The 21,512-nt window shown below is 41.9% G+C and carries 24 protein-coding genes; 6 read left to right on the plus strand and 18 right to left on the minus strand.

Annotated features, from left to right (window positions below; genetic code table 11):
* Positions 1–520: 520 nt before the first annotated feature.
* The 18 genes from GX654_04685 to GX654_04770 all read right to left on the minus strand — a co-directional run bounded on the left by GX654_04685 (position 521) and on the right by GX654_04770 (position 16,558).
* Positions 521–1,237 (minus strand): protein TolQ, encoded by a 717-nt coding sequence (locus GX654_04685; protein NLD36147.1) that lies wholly within the window; start codon positions 1,235–1,237, stop codon positions 521–523.
* Positions 1,238–1,422: 185 nt separating this feature from the next.
* Positions 1,423–1,809, minus strand: a complete 387-nt coding sequence (locus GX654_04690) for a hypothetical protein (GenBank protein ID NLD36148.1) — start codon at positions 1,807–1,809, stop codon at positions 1,423–1,425.
* A 44-nt stretch (positions 1,810–1,853) separates the two neighbouring features.
* Complete coding sequence (rny, locus tag GX654_04695; GenBank protein ID NLD36149.1) at positions 1,854–3,410, minus strand: ribonuclease Y; 1,557 nt, start codon at positions 3,408–3,410, stop codon at positions 1,854–1,856.
* 414 nt (positions 3,411–3,824) lie between these two features.
* Entirely contained in the window at positions 3,825–4,112 is a 288-nt protein-coding gene (locus GX654_04700) for a cell division protein ZapA (protein ID NLD36150.1), read from the minus strand.
* Positions 4,113–4,129: 17 nt separating this feature from the next.
* Positions 4,130–4,366 carry a cell division protein ZapB gene (gene zapB / locus GX654_04705; GenBank protein ID NLD36151.1) on the minus strand — a complete coding sequence of 79 codons (237 nt, stop codon included), beginning with the start codon at positions 4,364–4,366 and terminating at the stop codon, positions 4,130–4,132.
* Between the two features lie 160 nt (positions 4,367–4,526).
* Positions 4,527–4,940, minus strand: a complete 414-nt coding sequence (locus GX654_04710) for a F0F1 ATP synthase subunit epsilon (protein ID NLD36152.1) — start codon at positions 4,938–4,940, stop codon at positions 4,527–4,529.
* Positions 4,940–6,364, minus strand: a complete 1,425-nt coding sequence (gene atpD, locus GX654_04715) for a F0F1 ATP synthase subunit beta (protein ID NLD36153.1) — start codon at positions 6,362–6,364, stop codon at positions 4,940–4,942. Before atpD ends, GX654_04710 begins: the two co-directional genes overlap by 1 nt.
* A gap of 23 nt (positions 6,365–6,387) precedes the next feature.
* On the minus strand, positions 6,388–7,257 hold the full coding sequence (atpG, locus tag GX654_04720) for an ATP synthase F1 subunit gamma (protein ID NLD36154.1): 870 nt from the start codon (positions 7,255–7,257) through the stop codon (positions 6,388–6,390).
* 85 nt (positions 7,258–7,342) lie between these two features.
* On the minus strand, positions 7,343–8,851 hold the full coding sequence (locus GX654_04725) for a F0F1 ATP synthase subunit alpha (GenBank protein ID NLD36155.1): 1,509 nt from the start codon (positions 8,849–8,851) through the stop codon (positions 7,343–7,345).
* Positions 8,842–9,402, minus strand: a complete 561-nt coding sequence (atpH, locus tag GX654_04730) for an ATP synthase F1 subunit delta (GenBank protein ID NLD36156.1) — start codon at positions 9,400–9,402, stop codon at positions 8,842–8,844. Before atpH ends, GX654_04725 begins: the two co-directional genes overlap by 10 nt.
* Complete coding sequence (locus tag GX654_04735; protein ID NLD36157.1) at positions 9,399–10,058, minus strand: ATP synthase F0 subunit B; 660 nt, start codon at positions 10,056–10,058, stop codon at positions 9,399–9,401. Before GX654_04735 ends, atpH begins: the two co-directional genes overlap by 4 nt.
* The gene (locus GX654_04740; GenBank protein NLD36158.1) at positions 10,055–10,483 is read right to left on the minus strand and encodes an ATP synthase F0 subunit B; all 429 of its coding nucleotides are present in this window, start codon (positions 10,481–10,483) and stop codon (positions 10,055–10,057) included. The genes GX654_04735 and GX654_04740 overlap by 4 nt, the downstream gene beginning before the upstream one ends.
* An 83-nt stretch (positions 10,484–10,566) precedes the next feature.
* Positions 10,567–10,935 (minus strand): polymer-forming cytoskeletal protein, encoded by a 369-nt coding sequence (locus GX654_04745; protein NLD36159.1) that lies wholly within the window; start codon positions 10,933–10,935, stop codon positions 10,567–10,569.
* A 115-nt stretch (positions 10,936–11,050) separates the two neighbouring features.
* Complete coding sequence (rodA, locus tag GX654_04750) at positions 11,051–12,151, minus strand: rod shape-determining protein RodA (protein NLD36160.1); 1,101 nt, start codon at positions 12,149–12,151, stop codon at positions 11,051–11,053.
* A gap of 18 nt (positions 12,152–12,169) precedes the next feature.
* A complete protein-coding gene (mrdA, locus tag GX654_04755; GenBank protein ID NLD36161.1) occupies positions 12,170–13,990 on the minus strand; it encodes a penicillin-binding protein 2 in 1,821 nt (606 codons plus the stop codon).
* 39 nt (positions 13,991–14,029) lie between these two features.
* Entirely contained in the window at positions 14,030–14,578 is a 549-nt protein-coding gene (gene mreD, locus GX654_04760) for a rod shape-determining protein MreD (protein NLD36162.1), read from the minus strand.
* Positions 14,533–15,378 carry a rod shape-determining protein MreC gene (gene mreC, locus GX654_04765; protein NLD36163.1) on the minus strand — a complete coding sequence of 282 codons (846 nt, stop codon included), beginning with the start codon at positions 15,376–15,378 and terminating at the stop codon, positions 14,533–14,535. Before mreC ends, mreD begins: the two co-directional genes overlap by 46 nt.
* Positions 15,379–15,523: 145 nt before the next feature.
* Positions 15,524–16,558 carry a rod shape-determining protein gene (locus tag GX654_04770; protein ID NLD36164.1) on the minus strand — a complete coding sequence of 345 codons (1,035 nt, stop codon included), beginning with the start codon at positions 16,556–16,558 and terminating at the stop codon, positions 15,524–15,526.
* A gap of 156 nt (positions 16,559–16,714) precedes the next feature.
* On the opposite strand from GX654_04770, the gene rpmH reads away from it, so the two are divergent.
* The 6 genes from rpmH (at position 16,715) to mnmE (ending at position 21,415) form a co-directional block, all read left to right on the plus strand.
* On the plus strand, positions 16,715–16,849 hold the full coding sequence (gene rpmH, locus GX654_04775; GenBank protein NLD36165.1) for a 50S ribosomal protein L34: 135 nt from the start codon (positions 16,715–16,717) through the stop codon (positions 16,847–16,849).
* Between the two features lie 45 nt (positions 16,850–16,894).
* A complete protein-coding gene (gene rnpA, locus GX654_04780; GenBank protein ID NLD36166.1) occupies positions 16,895–17,209 on the plus strand; it encodes a ribonuclease P protein component in 315 nt (104 codons plus the stop codon).
* Complete coding sequence (gene yidD / locus GX654_04785) at positions 17,151–17,420, plus strand: membrane protein insertion efficiency factor YidD (GenBank protein ID NLD36167.1); 270 nt, start codon at positions 17,151–17,153, stop codon at positions 17,418–17,420. Before rnpA ends, yidD begins: the two co-directional genes overlap by 59 nt.
* A gap of 80 nt (positions 17,421–17,500) precedes the next feature.
* On the plus strand, positions 17,501–19,171 hold the full coding sequence (yidC, locus tag GX654_04790; GenBank protein ID NLD36168.1) for a membrane protein insertase YidC: 1,671 nt from the start codon (positions 17,501–17,503) through the stop codon (positions 19,169–19,171).
* 16 nt (positions 19,172–19,187) lie between these two features.
* The gene (locus tag GX654_04795; protein ID NLD36169.1) at positions 19,188–19,955 is read left to right on the plus strand and encodes a KH domain-containing protein; all 768 of its coding nucleotides are present in this window, start codon (positions 19,188–19,190) and stop codon (positions 19,953–19,955) included.
* A 74-nt stretch (positions 19,956–20,029) separates the two neighbouring features.
* Entirely contained in the window at positions 20,030–21,415 is a 1,386-nt protein-coding gene (gene mnmE, locus GX654_04800) for a tRNA uridine-5-carboxymethylaminomethyl(34) synthesis GTPase MnmE (protein ID NLD36170.1), read from the plus strand.
* Positions 21,416–21,512 lie beyond the last annotated feature (97 nt).

Raw genomic sequence — 21,512 nt, forward strand, 5'->3', positions numbered from 1 at the left:
CCTCCACCTGAGCTATCACAAGGGCTAAATGTCTCTGTAGTGAAGACTTTTTAACCTCTGCTAAAAAATACTTCATATTTTCAATTACTTATTTTTTTAAACATGCCCAATAGCGAAAGTCGGGCTAGAGTTCCGGCAGCAAATAAAATATGGTTGGGATACAGCCTGCATCACCGCTCCGGCGTGTTTAAAACCGGATCACAGTTCGGCCATATTCGCGGAGGCAGCAATTACAACAGTATTTATCTGCAATTTCATTATTAAAATATGCTGAAAATCACCTGTTCATATTTCCGTTTCAAGAATACACCCCTGAAAGACCTGCGAGTGAGAATCGGTTAATGTGGAGACCCTTTTTATTTCAAGCCTACAACACCTGAGAGGGATCCAAAGGCACTGGGTAAGATATGAAATGCGAATATGATTTGGATTTAGATTTCGGAAATTAGATATAATAGAAATCTGGATCAATATCTCAATCGAAATCAAAATCGCAACCAAAATCGATAAACTACAAATGTTACGCATCCTGATCTGGTTGAATATGGGGTTTTGTCAGTGTCTTTCCAGCCAGTTCCTTTTCAAGCAGGCGTAAAAATGTGCTTGAAAATTTAACAAGATTTATTTCAATGGATTCAAGCATCCTTATAAGAATGTTATTGGCCATGGCAGCCGGAATGGCAACTATAAGCCCTATCACCGTTGTAACAAGGGCCTCCGCCATGCCAGGGGCAATAGCATTAAGACTTGAAGTGGTAAGCCCCCTGAAACCATGAAATGAGTTCATAATTCCCCATACAGTACCGAAAAGACCAAGGAGCGGCGCTACAGTTGTGCATGTACCAAGGAATGGCAATGTGCCATATAGTTCTTCTACCTGTATATTGATTTCTTCCTGAAGGGTTTGACGAATGTTATTGAGGATTATCCTGTCCCTGGTATCATCCGGCAAATTTGTATTCATCAACCTGCTGATTTCATTTATACCCTCAGAGGCCACAATGAATGAAGGTGAATCTGGTGTTTTTTTAAGGCGTTTCAGGGCTGTTTGCAATGAAGATTGCACCTTCAGGATGCTTATGTTTTTTTTGGTATCTTTTAATGTCAGGTTTAATTGGCGGGATTTAAATAATATAAGGTTCCAACTCAGGATAGACATCATAACAAGTACAAGCATAACAAGTTTGATCATCAGACTGGAATTACTGATCATGAAGATAAAATCAGAGCCTGTCATTGTAAAATTCCCTTATTCCCATTGTTATTTTGTATAAAGATTCATCTATAGCGGTTGCAGCCATCTCTGTCAATCATGAAAGAAAACAGGGGTCACCCTTGATATTGGATAGATACCTGAATAATATCGGGTTGCCTTGTTTAACCCGACCTGCATGCTCCCAAGACAAATCCTTTGCCTGATCGTTATTTGCGCCTTCTGGGATTATATATTTTACCAGCCTCTAAAAATTCTTTCAGGTCTGCATGTGCGCTGGTATATTTAAGTTTTGGAAGGGGGTTTTCCTTCCATCTTGGCTGCAACTCATATTTTATAAGCTTTTTCGGTTTTACAGGTTCAATTGATGGTGCAACAGGGCAGGATGTTGATATAAAGCCTATCCTTTCTCCACTGTTGTTAAATATGATGCCGTCAATAAACCAGCCGAGGTGTTTACCATTTATTCCAAAAATCATTCTTTCATTAAAGAGATAGGCTACCTGCTGACCATGCCACATATAGATAGTTGAATCATAATCATCAGCCAGATATGCGACAGCCTCACCATTCTTATTAAAAAATGCCCTCTCCAATAATGCCCCCTTTTAAAAAGAAAGCTTAATGATCAAAATAAAATTTATTTGGCATATTCAACAGACCTTGTCTCCCTTATAACAGTTACCTTGATCTGCCCGGGATAGGTTAACTCCTTTTCTATCTTGCCTGCGATGTCTTTACATATTATGGCAGACTGATCATCATCAACCTGGTCACCCTCCACCATAATCCTTATCTCTCTTCCTGCCTGTATAGCAAAGGACTTACTTACACCGGTAAAGGACATGGCAATCTTTTCAAGCTCTTCAAGCCTTTTTATGTATGACTCTATCATCTCACGCCTTGCCCCCGGCCTTGCGCCTGAAAGGGTATCAGCCGCCTGGACCAGCACAGCAAGTATTGTATCCGGAGGAATATCTTCATGATGGGCCTGTATTGCGTGCACCACATCTGCTGCTTCATGGTATTTTCTTGCCAGATCAGCGCCGATAATTGCATGAGGCCCTTCTATTTCATGATCAACCGCTTTGCCTATATCATGGAGCAGTCCGGCCCGTTTTGCCTTTTTAACATTAACACCCAGTTCAGAGGCCATCACACCGCAGATAAATGCAACCTCCCTTGAATGGGCCAGCACATTCTGTGCATAGCTTGAGCGGTATTTAAGCCTGCCTATCAGTTTAACTATTTCCGGGTCAATGCCATGAACACCTACATCAAATGTGGCCTGTTCACCTGCCTCTTTTATACTTACATCTATCTCTTTTTCTACCTTTTTAACAATCTCTTCTATCCTGGCAGGGTGTATCCTGCCATCCTCTATCAGTCTGAGCAAAGAGACCCTTGCCACCTCACGCCTTACCGGGTTGAACCCGGAGAGGATAACTGCTTCAGGGGTATCATCTACAATGAGATTTATACCTGTTGCAGCCTCAATCGCCCTGATATTGCGCCCTTCCCTTCCTATTATGCGCCCCTTCATCTCTTCGCTCGGGAGATCAACAACAGAGACCGTGTTCTCAGAGATATAGTCACCCGCATATCTTTTTACTGCCAGGGCAATTATCTCCTGCGCCTTTTTCTTGGATGTCTCCCTTGCCTCATTTTCGATCTTTCTTATAAGTTTGGCAGCATCATGCTTTGCCTCAGACTCCATGGATATTACAAGAAGTTTTTTTGCCTCTTCACTTGAAATCCCTGCCACCTTCTCAAGCTGGACCCTCTGCTCCGCAATAATCTTATTATATTCTTCATTTTTTAATTGAAGATCTTCCTCTATCTTACTAATGTTTTTCTCGCGCTTTAAAAGGAGCCCCTCCTTGCTTTCAACCTGGTTTATCTTTTTATCAAGGCTCTCCTCCTTGTGAACCAGCCTGCTTTCCTGGGCTATGAGAAGCTCATTTTTTTCCTTTGCCTCTCTGTCAAGTTCGTTCTTTAACTGATAGATAGTATCCTTTGCCCTTAACATGGCCTCTTTTTTTATTGTCTTGGCCTGCCTGTGGGCCTCATTGATGATCTTTTTTGAATATACGGTTATAGATTCAAACTGTTTCTCTACCTTCCTCTTGCCAAATATATACCCTGCAAAACCGATTAATATTATTAAAATGATACCAGCTATCCCGCCAATAATCATGACTGTATCCATATTGTCTCACCTTCCTTCTGTATAAAGCATGGGTCAAATCAGGTTGTTCCTTTACTGCTTTTTTAACAACCATTTAAACCAGGCCTTTTCAGGTGTTAGTTTAATAGGGCATTTGCCCCTGTGCCCAGTTAATAATTAAAGACTCCAGTAAAACACGGGAATGATACTATGATTGAAAGGGCTGAAAGAAACAGGATATTTAAATAACAGGCCGCATCAACTGATATTTAATCAGGATCTGCCAGCCGGAAATTGTATTAAAATTTTTTCTTCTGATGCCATAAAAAAATCTTTAACCCTTTTATTATTCATCCTGTTATGTGTTTTTATCATCAAAAACACGCGCATTCAGCTTATAAAAATATCTTCCCGTTTAACTCAATACCACTTAACAAATGATCCTTAATCTTTTATCCTGCTGTTTATAACAGATATCAGTGATTGAGATTTATCCTGTATCTCCTGCAACAGCCTGTCTCTTTCATCCACCACCCTGAAATAATCACTGGCAATATTCAGTGCGGTAAGTATTGCCGCCCTTTTTTCTGACATCCCCTTGCTTATCTCATCTGTCTCTCTCAGCTTTTCATTTACATACTCTGCAATCTTATAGACATTATCAGTATCATTTCCCTTGCTTCTGATAAGGTATTCATTATCCTGAATCTTTATTTTGATAGGCCTATCCAAAAGAGTACTCCAGGATTTTAAACATCAAGTTTATCAATCTTTTCTATTATTGTAGTTATTCTTTCCTTTGCCTGCTTTTTACTTTCACGAAGCGCAGTCAGTTCGTCGGTTAATATATCGATCCGGTTTTTCTGCTCATTGATTGTTTTAATAAATGAATCCTTCTCAGACTTTACTTCCTGTATTCTGTTAATAAGGTCGTTAATTTTATCTTCAAGGAGTTTAAAATAATCTGTCTCAATGGTAAATTCCATAATGCCCCCATCTTTACTGTTCCATGTTTTTTCACTTCTTTCGAATAGATACAAACTAAACTTCGAGTTTACACTTATAATCTTTCCATCAAAAAAAAGTCAATAAAAAAGGCAGGCTACAGGCCTGCCCCTCTATTTTTTAAACTAATTAACCTTCCGGTTAACTGTTTTTAACTGACACCTTTAACCTTGAACCTGCCCTTTTTAGTGATGCCTCAGCCCTGACAAGGTCAGTATCACCAGCAACTGACTTTTTTGTGAGCCTCTGCTTTGCCCTTTCCATTGCAGACATGGCCCTTTTTATATCAATGCTACTGGCCATTTCAGCGGAATCTACCAGGATAGAGACCATGTCATTATTGACCTCGGCAAAGCCTGATGAAACGGCCATGTATTTGGTTTTATTATCTTTTATATAGTGCAACTCACCAGGCACAATACCGGATAAGAATCTTATATGCCCTGGCAGGACACCGAATTTACCATTTATCCCGGGGGCAACAACCATATCAGCCTGGACACTGGCAATGACCCCGGCGGGAGTTATGACCTCAAGATGCAGTTTCCCCATGATTAATTATGCCTTTCATGATTTTCAGCCATCTTTTCAGCCTTTTCCCTTGCCTCTTCTATGCTGCCCACCATATAAAATGCACTTTCGGGCAGATCATCATGCTTGCCTTCAATAATCTCCATAAACCCCTTTACGGTCTCCTTAACAGGTACATATTTACCCTTTGTCCCTGTAAATACCTCAGCAACGTGAAAAGGCTGAGAAAGGAACCTTTGAATCCTGCGTGCCCTGGCAACAGTGATCTTATCCTCATCTGAAAGCTCATCCATGCCAAGGATAGCGATAATTTCCTGGAGATCTTTGTATTTTTGAAGTATCTGCTGAACACTCCTCGCAACAGTATAATGTTCCATACCCAAAAATTTCGGGTCCAGTATCCGTGATGTCGAGTCAAGCGGATCAACGGCCGGATATATCCCCAGCTCTGATATGGCCCTGTTCAGAACAACCGTACCATCAAGATGGGCAAAGGTTGTTGCAGGCGCAGGGTCTGTCAGGTCATCAGCAGGCACATACACGCATTGAACAGAGGTAATGGAGCCATTCTTTGTGGATGTAATCCTTTCCTGGAGCGCCCCTAGATCGGTTGCCAGGGTAGGCTGGTAACCGACCGCAGAAGGTATCCTGCCAAGGAGCGCTGATACCTCGCTGCCTGCCTGGGTAAACCTGAATATATTATCAATAAAAAGAAGGACATCCTGCCCCCTGACATCCCTGTAGTATTCTGCCGCTGTAAGAGCGGACAGGGCGATTCTCGCACGGGCACCCGGAGGTTCGGTCATCTGACCGTAAATAAGGGCAGCCTTTTCAATAACCCCTGACTCCTTCATCTCAAGGTAAAGGTCATTACCTTCTCTTGTTCTCTCACCCACGCCCGCAAATACGCTTATGCCTCCATGCTGCAGCGCTATGTTATTGATCATCTCCATCATAACTACTGTTTTACCCACCCCGGCGCCGCCAAACATCCCCATCTTGCCTCCTCGTGGAAAAGGCACAAGTAGGTCAATAACCTTTACGCCTGTTTCAAGAACATTAACGGATGTATCCTGTTCAACAAACAATGGAGCCAGCCTGTGTATCGGCAAAAATTCTGTTGCATTAACAGGTCCTTTACCATCAACAGGCCTGCCAACAACATTAAGAATCCTGCCCAGTATCGCATCACCGGCAGGCATCATAATAGGTTTGCCGGTATTTTTTGCCTTTATGCCCCTTACAAGCCCATCGGTAATATCCATTGCTATACAGCGGACAACATTATCACCAAGATGCTGGGCAACTTCTATAACAAGATTGTCGGGGGTATCATCAATAGCGGGGTTTGTGATATGAAGGGCTGTCAATATTTCAGGCAATGCCCCCTCCTTGAATTCAACGTCCACAACCGGACCTGTAACCTGAATTATCTTACCTTCACTCATTATATAATCAAAACCTCCTTAAATTATGATAAGGCCTCAGCTCCACCCACAATATCCATAAGCTCAGCGGTAATTGCTGCCTGCCTTGCCTTGTTGAATGTCAGGGTCAGCTCCTTAACCATATCCTTACAGTTTTTCTTGGCATTATCCATTGCAGCCATCCTTGCCGCATATTCGCTGACCTCGTTCTGGAAAAATGCATTCATGATCTGTACGCTGATATGTTTTGGCAACATCTCAACTAAAAGCTCTTTCATACCGGGCTCGCAAAGGTATTCATTAGAACCCCCTGTATCAATTATTGCCTTTGGAGGCTCTACAGGGATCAATTTTACCAGTGTTGGAACCAGTTTTGAGAGGCTTATGAATCTGGAATAGACCATATAAAGCTCATCAATCTCACCTTTCATATATTTAGTGATAAAATCCTGCGTCATCTTATTCACAAAGGAGATATTCACATTTGCGTATATATGGATATGTGATGATGAAATATTAAAACCTCTCTTTGTAAAATAATCCCGCCCTTTTCGACCGACCAGATTAAGTTTATATCCAGTCTGTTTTTCTAACTGTTCATCCACCCATTTTTCACAAAGGGCAATATTATTCATATTAAAGCCCCCGCATAAACCCTTGTCAGAGGAAAAATGCAAGAGCTCAACATGTTTAACACCCTCTCGTTTCACTAATAATGGATGGATGTCAGGGTCTATACGGCCTGCAAGGTTACCCATAATCTCTTCAAACTTGCGTGCATATGGTGCAAACCTCTCCATTTTCCCCTGGGTATTACGCAGTTTGGCGCTGGCAACCATGCTCATTGCCCTTGTGATCTGCTCTATTTTTTTTATTGCCTTTATTTTTAACTTTATATCTCTTAGCGCAGCCATTTTATTTATCCAGACCTGCCTGATACGGGTTTGAGTTAACTATTTTCAGCATTACAGTTCATAATCCAAAGGATGCCCATTAAGCTTATGCCTCAAATTCAGCCTCAAAATTATCCAGAAAGGATTTCAGCCTTTTCTCCAGCTCATCACTGATCTGCCCCTTCTCCCTGATCTCTTTCAGTAATTCAGGGCTTTTTATCGATATCTCTTCAAGCATCCGGGATTCATATTCAGATATCCTGTTTTCAGGCCATTTATCAAGATACCCATTTGCCGCGGCAAACAGAATCATTACCTCTTTTTCAGAGGACATGGGCTGATACTGAGGCTGTTTAAGCACCTCAACCAGCCTTCTGCCCCTGTTGATCTGCTGCAGGGTTGCCTTGTCCAAGTCGCTTCCGAACTGTGCAAATGCCTCAAGCTCCCTGAACTGGGCCATCTCTGTTCGGAGGGTGCCTGCAACCTTTTTCATTGCCTTTGTCTGCGCAGCCCCTCCAACCCTTGACACTGACAGACCCACATTAATGGCAGGCCGAATACCTGAAAAGAAGAGGTTCGGCTCAAGATACACCTGGCCATCAGTGATTGAAATAACATTGGTGGGGATATAGGCAGACACATCACCTGCCTGGGTTTCAATGATGGGAAGTGCGGTAAGAGATCCGCCACCAAGCTCATCATTCAGCTTTGCCGCCCTCTCTAAGAGCCTTGAATGGTTATAAAAGATATCCCCCGGAAAGGCCTCTCTTCCGGGTGGCCTTCTTAAAAGGAGTGATATCTGCCTGTATGCAACCGCCTGTTTTGACAGGTCATCATATATGATGAGCGCATGCCTGCCGCTGTCCCTGTAGTATTCACCGATTGAACAGCCTGCATAGGGAGCCATGTACTGCTGGGTTGCAGGATCACTTGCACAGGCTGCAACTACTGTTGTGTATTTCATTGCCCCTGCCTTTTCAAGCACATCAACAACCTGTGCAACAGTTGACTTTTTCTGTCCTATTGCAACATAGATGCAGAAGATATCTGTATTTTTTTGGTTTAAAATCGCATCAACAGCTATCGCAGTCTTCCCGATCTGCCTGTCACCGATGATAAGCTCCCTCTGCCCCCTGCCAACAGGGGTCATGGCGTCTATGGCCTTTATCCCGGTGTACATGGGCTCTGTTACAGGTTTTCGGGCGATAACCCCGGGCGCCACCATTTCAAGTCTTCTGTATTCCTTTGCGTTTATCGGACCTTTGCCATCAAGGGGGTTTCCGACCGCATCAATAACCCTTCCAAGGACTGCCTCGCCAACAGGGATCTCAGCGATTCTCCCTGTTCTTTTTACGATGTCACCCTCTTTTATTTTTGAATCATTGCCCATAATGGCAACACCGACATTGTCCTCTTCAAGATTAAGGCAGAGGCCATAAATCCCTCCCGGGAATTCAAGCATCTCCATTGCCATTGCATTCTGTACCCCGTGCACCCTGGCAACGCCGTCACCTACTGAAAGCACAACGCCTGTCTCGCTGACCTCCATCTTTTTTTCATAATCCTTAATCTGCTCTCTAATAACCTGACTTATCTCTTCTGCTCTTATTTCCATGAGGTCTGCCCACCCCTTTTAAAAGATTCTTTAAGCCCTGTAAGCTGGGCCTTTACGCTGCCATCCATCACCATATCCCCTATTTTTACCACAATACCGCCTATCAGGTCGGGATCTTCAATTACCTTTGACCTGATATCCTTTGATGTCATTTCCTTAAGTGAATTTATTAGCTTCTGTAATGTATCATACCGTAAAGGTCTGGCTGTAATAATCTCAGCATTGGTAATATCCATTGCCTCATCAGTGAATGCGGCATATCTTTCACTTATTTCCTTTATGATACTTACCCTGTTTTTTTCCAGGAGAAGATTCAGGAAATTCTTCACAACCCCGGAAAAACCGCTTTTATCCAGCACATAATTCAACACATTCCTTCTTTCCTCAAGTTTATATACCGTATTTGATAAGGCGTTTCTAAAATCAGGGTTTTCAGTATAAAAATCCCTGAACTCCTCAAGTTTCTTACCATAGGTTATAAAAGAGCCATCCTCCTGTCCAAGGATAAAAAGGGCCTTTGCATATCTTTTAGAAACCCTTGAACTTATCATTTAACCCTTCCCATCTTTTCCATAAAGTCAAAAACCATGATCTCCTGTTCCTTCTCTCCTATTTCCCCTGCCAGGATCTCCTGTGCCCTTTTAGAGGCCCTCTCCAGTATTTCCTGCCTCAATTCACCTGTCGCATATTCAACTTCTCTCTGTATGGTTGTTTCTGCCTGCTCCAGAATCTGCCTTACCCTCTCCTTTGCACCCGATATTATCCTCTCTTTTTCAGCAGTTCCCTCTTTCCGATACTGCTCTATGATATCCCTGCTCTGTTCTTCTATCCTTTTTAACTGCCCCTCAACCTCTTTATATCTCTTTTCCACCTCCTCTTTGTCCATTTTAAGGTCTTCAATCCTTTTTGCGATCTCTTCGCTCCTGGCTGAAAAGTGATAAGATATCCTCGCCTTTCTAAATACTACTACGAGGATTACTATAAGCACACCGAAGTTGATAAAGCGATATAAAAGGTCTATATGATCACCGCTCCTGTCAGATGAATGACTCTTTTCATGACCCGACTCATCCACAGGATGGGCATCTGTCTGGTGGTTAGCAGAAGGGTGAGTGGATTCGCTGCTGTATAAAGGCGCCGCTACAATAAAAAAAAGGGTACATAAAACCGCAATGAATACCCTGTATCTTATTTTAAAGGGTATCATACCAGGGATCTCCCGAGTAGTTTTTCCGCCAGTTCTATTGAGAAACTATCTATTTCTCCCTGAAGAGAGGCACTGGCCCTCTCTATCTTCTCCCTGATCTCATTTCTGGCACTCTGTATCTCTCTTTCAACCTGGGAACTTGCATCCTGAACCAGCTCTTTCTCATGGGAAAGACCGGAATCCCTGATGCTTATACGTTCTTTAATGCCCTGTTTTCTTGCAAAATCAATCTTTTCTTCTATTTCAGCAGAATAATTTTCTATTTTTCTTTTCCACTCTTCAGTCATTAATATTGAAGAATCCTCTTCCTGCTTTCGCTTAATGAGTAACCCTCTTACCGGTCTGTACACTATGATATTAAGTAGAACAAGAAGCAGGATAAAGTTTACTATCTGGATAATAACAGTATAGTTGATTTCTGGCATAATACTCTCTATAAAAAATCAGGATTGAATATCTGTATTTGAAAGGAAGGCAAAAGAAAAATACCCGGCTAATTTATTCAAATTCAACTGACTACAGCAAGTTTTATATCATGATCTTTATCAATCTTTTGCATTCGGCAGTTACCCTCAAAGATAACGCCTTCCTCAATAATTACAGCAGGGGCCTGGATATTGCCAAAAACCTTTCCCGGGGCATGGATATGTATTCTCTTATCAGCAATTATATTGCCTCTGATTTCACCGCTGATGATTATATTTGAAACATGTATATCAGAGCGGATCACTGCTGATTCTCCGACGCTCAAAGTGCCTTCCGAGACTATTTCGCCCGTAAATCTCCCGTCAATTCTTACAAACCCTTTAAAGGATAATTTACCTTCAAATTCAGTATCCTTGGTCAGGAATGCATTCAGCTCATCTTTGTTTTTCATGCTATTCCCCTTATTTAATTTTGTTGGTGAGATACCATAACAGCCCTTCTAAAGCAAGTAAAAATGGCCCCTGATTCAAGGCAAGGCACACGCTTTTGTATGATTGCTGATTCTGCTACTGAAACATGAACCTCCTCATGCTTATACTCATTAAAAGGCCCATCCCGATCATAGTGCTGATAATGGATGATCCGCCTGAACTGAAGAATACAAGAGGGATGCCGACGACAGGAAGGAGACCAATGGTCATGCCTATATTTATTACAAGCTGCCAGAATACAATGGATATAATACCGACTGAAAGAACAGACCCGAACATATCCTTTGAGTTTTTGGCAATGCTGAGCCCCCATAAAATCAGGATCAGATAAAGTAAAATCAATATCAATGACCCGGCAAAACCCCATTCCTCAGCCAGGACAGAAAATGCAAAATCCGAATGCTGTTCAGGCAGAAAATGCAGCCTTGTCTGAGTTCCCTTGAGATAACCTTTTCCCCATAGAAACCCTGAGCCTACTGCAATCATTGACTGGATGATATTATACCCTGAACCCAGGGGGTCATTTTCAGGATTGATAAAGGTAAGTATCCTCTTCTGCTGATAATCCTTTAGCGTGAACCAAATAAAGGGTATTACCGGGGCTGTCATAAAAATGAGAATCAGCAATGAACGCCAGTTTACCTTCATAAAAAGGATTATTGATGATGAAATAATAAAAAGCATCAGGGCTGTCCCGAGATCCGGCTGTTTTATAATCAATATGAACGGCATCGCAACAAGTAAAAAAGGGCGCCAGAGGTCTCTGAGCCTGTACTCTGTATATTCCTGACCCGCAAAGAATTTTGAAAGGATGATCACTAGGGCAACCTTTGAAAATTCAGAGGGTTGAAATGTTATCCCTCCCATGCTGATCCAGCTCTGTGAACCCGAAAACACCCTGCCAATAAGAAGAACAACAACAAGAAGCCCCAGCGATAAGATATAGATGGGATACGCCATGCGCTCGATATAATGATAATCAAATGGGATCATCATAAAAAAGAAGGCAAAACCTATCAGGAACCAGTATATCTGTTTCAGAAAAATATTACGACCGCCAGCATCCCATATCGGGTAGGTGGCACTGTAAAGATTTGTAAGGCTGACCGCTGCAATTAGCAGAAGTAAAAGCACTAAAACCCAGTCAAAATTCTGAATTAGCCTTCTGTCAAACATGAGGAACCGATCCTTCTTTCAATCTTTCAGATAATGGGTAATAAGTTTACCTGCAACAGGGGCAGCCGCACGGCTCCCGCCCTCACCATGTTCAATAAGCACAGCAATCGCTATCTTAGGGGATTCAGCCGGCGCTATTGCCACGAACCATGCATGATCCTTATACTCATCAGGGACATCCCCGTCAAGTGCCATGCTTTTCACCTTTTTTAGATTGATCACCTGCGCTGTGCCAGTCTTTCCTGCAACAGTTACCCCATTAACCCTTGAATTTTTACCTGTACCGCTTGGATCATTTACTACTGCTATAAGGGCCTGTTTAACAAGCTCAATGTTTTCACTTTTGATATCAATTTTTTCAGGCTGCTCCGGGGCAATTTGAACAATTTTATTCTCATCGCTGACCACCATTTTTACCACCTTTGGTTTATAAATCAAGCCGCCATTAAAAACAGTTGATATCATGCTGGCCATCTGAACAGGCGTGACATTAACATAGCTTTGCCCTATTGCACATGAAAGGGTATCACCCTGTTGCCATGCCACGCCAAACCTCCGCTTTTTCCAATCTGAATCCGGTATCAGCCCTGTCCCTTCATTAGCCAGATCTATCCCTATCATTTTACCCAGACCAAACATCCTGGAATAGTGTGCTATCCTGTCAATGCCCAGCTTTCTTCCTAATCGGTAAAAATAAACATCACAGGAATCCCGCATTGCACGATGCAGGTTAACACTTCCATGACCTCCCTTTTTCCAGCATCCGAAGGTATGGTTTCCAAGCTTATAATAACCGGGACAAAATGCCTCCTCCTTAGGATCTATGACACCCTCTTCAAGCCCTGCAAGTGCAACAATTATTTTAAATATAGACCCTGGTGGATAGCTGCTGCTGATTGCCCTGTTCTGGAGAGGAGACTCTTTACTGTTTATTAGCGAGTTCCACTCCCCTTTTTTAAGACCTGTCACAAATTTTTTAGGTTCAAAGACCGGGCTGCTTGCAAGTGCCAGCACCTCACCATTATTAGGGTCAAGGGCCACAATCGCACCGGCTTTACCTTTAAGGGATTCCTCAGCAAGTAACTGCAGCCCCTTGTCAATTGTGAGAAAAATATTATTCCCGGGAAAAGGCATTTTTTCTGAAATGGTCCTGAGTTTCCTGCCAACAGCATCCACCTCAACCTGCCTCGCTCCGCTCCTTCCATTCAGTTCATTCTGCCATATCCCTTCTATTCCGGATTGACCAATCACATCACCCTGACGGTTCTGTATGTATCTCCCGCTTTTAAGCTGCCTTTCGCTGATCTCTCCGAGATAACCTATAATATGGGATGCAAAGGTGTCATAGATATAATTTCGCTGGGAGCTTACTTCAATGGAAACCCCGGGAAGATTGAAAAGGTTTGACTCAATGACTGCAAGCTCTTCACGGGACAAGTTTTTTTTTATTAAAAGGGGATTTAAAGAGCGTCTGGTCTTGAACTTTTCAATAAAATATTGAGATTGTTCTGGTTCCAAAAAAATAAAAGGCCTTAGTTTTAAAAGCAACCCTTCAGAATCTTTGATATCTTCAGGTCTAACATAAAGGTCATAGGAAGGTCTGTTATCAACTAACAGCTCGCCGTTCCGGTCCATAATAAGACCTCTGAAAGGGGGGATACTCTGAAGATGTATCCTGTTATTTTCTGATTTTACCCTGTACATGGGCCCTTTGATAATCTGCAGGAACCAGAGCCTTGTAATAAGGATGGCAATAAAAAATATAACAAAGACTGTTACAATCCTTAAACGCCTGCCAATTATCTCGGCCAGAATCGGGTCAAATCCTGAAGTTCTCAAATGTTGCACCTTAAAATAAGCATATATTGCATATTACCATTATTTTCCTCCATCTTTACCTCCACGCGGGATCTCTGAAGGGGTAATTTTAAAAAAATGAAGAACAAATATAGATATTATACTTGTTATTATTGATGAAATACAAAATTTATATAAAGAGTCAAAAGAAAAATCATATTGAAGAGAAAAAAGATTAAGAAGTGATACCATAATGAACTCTTTTGCCATAACGGCTATAAAAATTACAGTTGTTCTACCTGCTGGCGAAAACAGATCAACAGGATGGGAAACCAGTCGGATTATACAATATACAAGCAGGTAGAGAAAGGTATGTAACCCTGTCACACCGCCTGAAAGGATATCCAGTAAAAAGCCCTGACAAAACACAAATATGCCAGGGCTGGACTCGCCTGAGGCCAGCAAAAAAACAGTGAAAATGATAATAAGATCAATATCTATCCCTTTTGTAAGTAATGAGTGTAACAGATTACCTTTGATTAATATAAAGATGACAGATATTGACCAGACAAGCAGGATATTGATTACTGCTTTTCGTTCGAAGAATCTAATAGCGGGTCCTCCCTCAATATTACCAGAACTTCTTCAAGTCTTGCAAAGTCAACCGATGGCTTTATTTTTATATCCTTAAAAAGTCCACCTGACGCATCCTTGACCTCGATCACCTTTCCGATATGATTACCCTTCGGAAATACCCGGTCAAGCCCTGATGTTACAACAATATCACCCGTGCGTACATCACTGGTTTTAAGCACATAATCAAGTGAACATTTCTCAGATGAAATACCTTTAACGATCCCGCTGTCTCGCGATCGCTCAATAATACTATCAACCGCGCTGTTCTGGTCTATCAAAAGCAACACCTTTGAATAATTATATGACACTGAAACAATCTGGCCTACAACACCATCCGCATTAACTACAGGCATACTTTCCTTTATACCTGAATTTTTACCCTTATCAATAATAACAGACTTGAACCATCCGGTCGGATCACGCCCTATTACCTGAGCGGCCAGATAATCCCCCCCGGTAAAATCCCTGGTCTTTAGCATCTTCTGGATGCGTTCATAGGTTGAAATCAACTCCCTGTTTCTGGAATTTTCAATAACAAGCCTGTTGATTTCAGCCTTAAGCCTTTTATTCTCCTCATGTGTGTCTATGAGAGCTATATATTTATCCCATAAACCGGTCGAGTAGTTAACGCCCTCCTTTACTAATCTCTGAACAGGGGAAAGGAGCTCAATTAACACCTTCACAACAGGGTTCCATGATTTTGACTTCCCGGCATTAGAGGAAAGAAATATCAGGGCAAGGAATATCAGGAAAACCAATATCCATATTCTTGTTATCCTCTTATTTGAAAGCAATTAAAATGTAAGCCTCCTGAACCCTGTATATCAGAATTAGAATGAACTACCCTGCTGTAGGGCAACAGGGTCTGTTTTGATAAGGTGCATTACCATAAACAACGGGTAATTACACCCCGGCCCACTTCCGGTAATACAAACAAGCCTACTTGATCATTACCTCTCTTAAGACATTCATATTATCCAGCGCCTTTCCTGAACCCAGCACAACAGTAGAAAGGGGGTCTTCAGTAATTGTGATGGGCAGCTTTGTCTCTTCTCTGAGCAGGACATCAAGCTCCTTTAACATGGCACCCCCTCCGGTCAGCACAATACCCCTGTCAACAATATCTGCTGCAAGCTCAGGGGGGGTCTGTTCAAGGGCGATCCTGACGGTTTCAACAATGGTCTCAACCTGTTCTGAAATTGATTTTCGCACCTCATCAGAATCTATGGTCAGGATCTTTGGTATACCGGTAACCAGGTCGCGTCCCTTGACCTCTATGGTTTCAATATGATCACTGGGATATGCATTGCCAATGGTTGTTTTGATGATCTCTGCAGTGGATAACCCGATAAGCAGGTTGTATTTCCTCTTGATATACTGAAGTATGGCTTCATCCATCTTGTCACCGCCCACCCTTACCGATTTACTGTACACGATTCCGGCAAGGGAGATCACTGCAACTTCTGTTGTGCCTCCCCCTATATCTACAACCATATTGCTCGTTGGTTCGGTTATTGGCAGGCCCGCCCCGATCGCAGCGGCCATAGGCTCTTCAATAAGAAAAACCTCTCTTGCCCCTGCTGATTCAGCGGATTCCCTGACAGCCCTCTTTTCCACCTGGGTAATCCCGGATGGAACACAAATAATTATCCTTGGCCGGACCAGTGTAGTCCGATTATGCACCTTTCTGATAAAATGCCTCAGCATGGCCTCTGTGATCTCAAAATCGGCTATCACACCATCTTTCATGGGCCTTATAGCTGAAATATTGCCAGGGGTACGCCCAAGCATCATCTTTGCTTCCTTGCCAACCGCAAGAACCTTATTTATCCCTTTGGCATCCTTTCTTACAGCAACTACAGAGGGTTCGCTCAGAACAATCCCCCTGCCCTTGACATAAACAAGGGTATTGGCTGTCCCCAGATCAATCGCCAGATCATTGGAAAACAAACCGAGAATGGGGTCAAGCAACATATTTCGCTCCTTTCAGAAATAATAGATATATTTTAGATCACTTATAGACCTTTATTATGCTACAGTAAAATGTTTTTATGGTCTTGACAAAAAAAACTTATTACGGTTAAATGGCCGTTTATTTTTACATACAATCTTTTGAAAGAAGGCATTAAAATGAAACGAACTTTTCAACCAAGCAATATCAAAAGAGTCCGAACTCATGGTTTCAGGGCAAGAATGAGCACCATTGGCGGCATTAAGGTGCTAAAAAGAAGAAGAGCTAAAGGCCGAAAACGCCTGACTGTTTAACTTTTATTCATGAGACAGAACTCATTCCCTAAGCGAGAAAGGTTATTGAACAGAAGGGATTTTGTCAATCTAAATCGATTAGGGAAAAGATTTCATACTAAACACTTTTTAGTCATAATAAAAGAAAACCATGCAGGCATACGCAGGTTTGGAATTACTGCAACTAAAAAAACAGGCAATGCGGTTAAACGTAACAGGGTCAAACGGCTTTTAAGAGAGTTTTTCAGACTGAATAAAAATAGTTTTTCCATTGGGTATGACTTTGTTATCATAGGGAAAATGAATTCCTTCCATCTGAACTATGCAGATATTAAAGAGGAATTGGGTGAAATTATCCTGGATAAAGGATCTGATATATAATTTTAGGTATTTGCCAATAGGGTGTATATACTTATACCAGAAAATTATATCCCCTCTTAAAGGACCTTCCTGCAGGTTTTATCCATCCTGTTCAACTTACGCCTGCCTTGCTTTAAAAAAATACGGGGTGTTAAAGGGAGGAGCATTGGCAATAATTAGAATTATCAAATGTAACCCATTTCACCCCGGTGGGTATAATCCTTTAACCTAATTTATCACGAGGTGGCTGAAAGTCATAAGTATCAGACTTAAAAAGGCGCATGTGGATAAATTATTGAATCTGGTTTATTAATGGAAAAAAGAACAATTCTGGCCTTTATATTGTCCTTCCTGGTTTTTATTATCTGGTCACAGTTTTTCATACCAAAAATAAATACCCCTGTGAATGAGGCCCAAAAGACAGAAGAAAAAGCCACACTGAACATAAACAATGGATCAGCAGATTTGCCGGCAGCAACACCTGAGCCTGTTTTAACTAATACTGATAGCGAGATATTGAGCAATTCTGTTACTGAAAAAATTATCACAATTGAGACCCCTGTTTATAAGGCTACCTTCACAAATAAAGGCCCGGCGATTACAGGGTTTCAACTTAAAAAATACAGAGAGACAATTGACCCTGCTTCACCATATTTTGAACTCTTCAAAGAGAACAAAGAGATAAAAAGAAATTTATCCTTTCATTTTAACAACCCTCAGATAAAGGATGGGTCTGATCTGTTTTTCGTTCCTGACAAAGAGATGATAAATCTTGAGCAGGGCCAGGGTATGGAGACCCTCTCGTTTAAATACAGCACACCGGAGGGTATAATATTAGAGCAGATCTTCACTTTCTCATCTGACAGTTATGATATTGGCGCCAGAATAAAGGTATCCAATAATTCTGAAAGGATTGCCACAGGGAATATCAAGTCAGTAATCACTAATATCCCCTCCAAAAAAAAGGTTGGTTATTACTCATTCACAGGGACAGCTGTCTTTTATAACAATGACCTCAAGCAATTTAAACCTGGAGATCTTGAGGATGAGGATGACACTGACCTTACAGGCAGCATAGACTGGTTTTCCTATGAAGATGAGTATTTTATTACAGCGATTGCCCCTGAAGAAAAAAGGGATGCAAGATATATCGGGACAATTCAAAAATCAGGTGTAATTACTGCAACACATTTCTCCGAATCTGTTGAGATATTACCATCTACTGAGATAATTAAGAGTTATGACCTGTTTCTCGGACCAAAAGAGATCAAGACATTAAAAAAATTCGGTAATAGCCTTGAATCAGCCATTGACTTTGGCTTTTTTGATGTGATTGCCAAACCCCTGCACCATGTGCTTGTTTATTTCAACAAATATTTGAAAAACTTCGGATTTTCAATCATCCTGGTAACTATAATTATCAAGATAATATTCTGGCCGCTCACCCACAAGAGCCAGAAATCCATGAAGGAGATGCAGAAACTTCAGCCGTTAATGGCCAAGATACGGGAAAAATACAAGGACAACAAGGAGATGATGAACAAGGAGCTTATGGGGTTGTACAGGACCTACAAGGTTAATCCCATGAGCGGGTGCCTTCCCATGCTGATCCAGATCCCTGTATTTATCGCCCTCTATTCAGTCCTGAGCAGCGCTATAGAGCTGAGACATGAACCCTTTGCCTTCTGGATAAAGGATCTATCTACCCCTGACAGATTATTCAGCCTGCCTTTCGGTATTCCATTTATGGAGCCTCCATACGGTATACCGGTGCTCACCCTTTTGATGGGGTTATCAATGTTTATTCAGCAGAAAATGCAGCCCATGGTAGGCGACCCTGCCCAGGCAAAAATAATGATGTTTATGCCGATAATGTTCACAGTAATGTTTATTAATTTCCCATCCGGCCTGGTACTCTACTGGTTGACACAAAATATCCTTTCTATAGGTCAGCAGTACTACATCAACAAAAAGCCGGTATAAAAATTGGAGGATATACATGGACAGTTATGAATTTGAAGGAAAGACCGCTGAAGAGGCTATCAACAATGCCTCACGTGAATTAAAGATATCGCCTGAAAACCTGGAGTTTGAAATTATTGAACCGGGTTCAGCAGGTATCTTTGGTCTTGTTGGCACAAGAAAAACCAAAATAAGGGTAACCATAAAAGAATCTGATGATGATGACGATGATGATTTCGAGGATTATGAAGACCTTGACCATTTTGATAACTCTGATTCAGATGAAGAGATAGAAGAGACTGATGAGGTGGAGGCAGAAGATAATGAGGAGACAGAAGAGGCAGATGAAGATCTTGCCCCTTATCTGAAGAGCGCCATAGATGCGCTGGATAATATCCTTAAACTCATACCTGTTGAGACAAGCGTTAAAGGGAGCTGTTCAAAAGGGAAAATATCACTTGTTATTGAAGGTGATACTTCGGGTATCCTGATAGGTAGAAAGGGCAAGACACTTGATGCGCTACAGTACATCATTAATAAAATTATCAACAAGGATACAGACAGGAAGATAAAGGTAATTATAGACTCTGAAAATTACCGGGAGAGAAGGATTGAGGCACTTACACAGATGGCGCTCAAGATAGGTAACAAGGCCAGGAAATATAAAAAGCCCTTTTCAACAAGCCCGTTAAACCCCCATGACAGGCGTATAGTGCATCTGGCCCTTAAGAATGTGGAAAAGCTGGAAACAAGAAGCCGTGGTGAAGGGCTTCTTAAAAGGGTTGTTATAATTCCCAAAAGATAAAACCATCTGATAAAACAGGCATCGGGTATAACACTTATACACTGGTGCCTGTACATCCAGGTCAAACCAAAAAAATGTCACAACTTCCAGAGAATGACACTATTGCTGCAATAGCCACCCCCTACGGCATGGCCGGTATCGGGATAATCAGGATAAGCGGGCCTCTTTCGCTTACAGTTGCAGAAAGACTATTTAGATCATCAAAAAACAGATCAATAGAAAGTCACAGGTTATATCATGGTCATCTAATTGATCCATCATCAAATGAAGTGATTGATGAAATCCTCCTCTCCTATATGAAGGCCCCGCACACATACACAAGGGAGGATATTGTTGAAATAAATTCCCACAGCGGCCCTGTACTGCTTTCAAGAATACTACAGATAATCCTTGAACAGGGGGTAAGGCTTGCAAAACCCGGTGAATTCACATTCAGGGCATTCCTGAACAACAGGATTGACCTTATCCAGGCCGAGGCAGTAATGGACCTTATCAATGCAAAGTCTGAAAGGGGGATTATCCTTTCAAACCGCCAGTTGAGCGGTGAGTCAGGAAAAGAGATAAGAGACTTAAGAGATAAGGCACTTGACCTCCTTGCAATGGCAGAGGTTGCAATTGACTACCCTGAAGATGAATCCATCACCAAAAGTAATGAGGCCATTCTTTCCGGGCTTACAGAAGATATTATTAACCCTGTTGAAAAAATCATCTCATCCCATTCTTCCAGAAAAATCTGGATAGAAGGAATAGATACAGTAATCACAGGGAGGGTTAATACAGGTAAATCCAGCCTTTTGAATCGCCTTATCAAGGAGGAAAAGGCAATAGTCTCGCCAATACCAGGCACCACAAGGGACCTTATAGAAACTACACTCTATATAAAAGGGATACCATTTAAAATAACCGATACCGCAGGGCTCAGGGAAGGGAAAGATGCCATTGAGCTGATAGGCATAGACCTTGCCAGAAAGAGACTCAAAGAGGCTGATATTGCACTTGCAGTAATAGACCAGAGCAGACCTCTGGATGAAAATGACAGGGAACTACTTGCAGGTATGGATATCAACAGGTGTATCATCATCCTTAACAAAGTTGATTTGCCAAAGGCTGTAAATGAAGAGGAGGTCAGGGAGCTGGCAGGCGAATCGGATATTGTAAAAATATCTGCCCTCACAGGTGAAGGGATAGATATGCTTGAAGAAAGCATAGTTAAAAAGATATCAGAAACAGAGACAGGCCTTGAAAACCATCTTGTCCCGAACATAAGGCAGAAGAGCGCATTATCAAAGGCGCTCGATCATTTCAAATGTGCGGCATCAAACATTATGGATGGATACCCCATGGAGATCATTGCTGTTGATCTTAAAAGCGGTATTGAAAATCTTGAAGAGGTTACAGGCGAAACCTCAAGAGATGATCTATATGACAGGATATTCAGCAGGTTCTGCCTGGGTAAATAATCAGTTGTAAATAAACTCTTTAATAGCGAACCTTTGAAATGTGGATCATGGGAGTAACAGTCTGGCAAATGACCCCGGCGCTTCGCTACAGGGAATC

The sequence above is a fragment of the Desulfatiglans sp. genome (genome assembly GCA_012513605.1).
Taxonomy (GTDB): domain Bacteria; phylum Desulfobacterota; class DSM-4660; order Desulfatiglandales; family HGW-15; genus JAAZBV01.

What these genes read in the sequence shown, in the direction of transcription:
- GX654_04685 (NLD36147.1), bottom strand. Translation starts at nt 1,237, where the DNA reads ATGACAGGCTCTGATTTTATCTTCATGATCAGTAATTCCAGTCTGATG.
- rny (NLD36149.1), bottom strand. Translation starts at nt 3,410, where the DNA reads ATGATTATTGGCGGGATAGCTGGTATCATTTTAATAATATTAATCGGT.
- zapB (NLD36151.1), bottom strand. Translation starts at nt 4,366, where the DNA reads ATGGAATTTACCATTGAGACAGATTATTTTAAACTCCTTGAAGATAAA.
- atpD (NLD36153.1), bottom strand. Translation starts at nt 6,364, where the DNA reads ATGAGTGAAGGTAAGATAATTCAGGTTACAGGTCCGGTTGTGGACGTT.
- atpG (NLD36154.1), bottom strand. Translation starts at nt 7,257, where the DNA reads ATGGCTGCGCTAAGAGATATAAAGTTAAAAATAAAGGCAATAAAAAAA.
- GX654_04725 (NLD36155.1), bottom strand. Translation starts at nt 8,851, where the DNA reads ATGGAAATAAGAGCAGAAGAGATAAGTCAGGTTATTAGAGAGCAGATT.
- atpH (NLD36156.1), bottom strand. Translation starts at nt 9,402, where the DNA reads ATGATAAGTTCAAGGGTTTCTAAAAGATATGCAAAGGCCCTTTTTATC.
- GX654_04735 (NLD36157.1), bottom strand. Translation starts at nt 10,058, where the DNA reads ATGATACCCTTTAAAATAAGATACAGGGTATTCATTGCGGTTTTATGT.
- GX654_04740 (NLD36158.1), bottom strand. Translation starts at nt 10,483, where the DNA reads ATGCCAGAAATCAACTATACTGTTATTATCCAGATAGTAAACTTTATC.
- GX654_04745 (NLD36159.1), bottom strand. Translation starts at nt 10,935, where the DNA reads ATGAAAAACAAAGATGAGCTGAATGCATTCCTGACCAAGGATACTGAA.
- rodA (NLD36160.1), bottom strand. Translation starts at nt 12,151, where the DNA reads ATGTTTGACAGAAGGCTAATTCAGAATTTTGACTGGGTTTTAGTGCTT.
- GX654_04770 (NLD36164.1), bottom strand. Translation starts at nt 16,558, where the DNA reads ATGTTGCTTGACCCCATTCTCGGTTTGTTTTCCAATGATCTGGCGATT.
- rpmH (NLD36165.1), top strand. Translation starts at nt 16,715, where the DNA reads ATGAAACGAACTTTTCAACCAAGCAATATCAAAAGAGTCCGAACTCAT.
- yidD (NLD36167.1), top strand. Translation starts at nt 17,151, where the DNA reads ATGCAGATATTAAAGAGGAATTGGGTGAAATTATCCTGGATAAAGGAT.
- yidC (NLD36168.1), top strand. Translation starts at nt 17,501, where the DNA reads ATGGAAAAAAGAACAATTCTGGCCTTTATATTGTCCTTCCTGGTTTTT.
- GX654_04795 (NLD36169.1), top strand. Translation starts at nt 19,188, where the DNA reads ATGGACAGTTATGAATTTGAAGGAAAGACCGCTGAAGAGGCTATCAAC.
- mnmE (NLD36170.1), top strand. Translation starts at nt 20,030, where the DNA reads ATGTCACAACTTCCAGAGAATGACACTATTGCTGCAATAGCCACCCCC.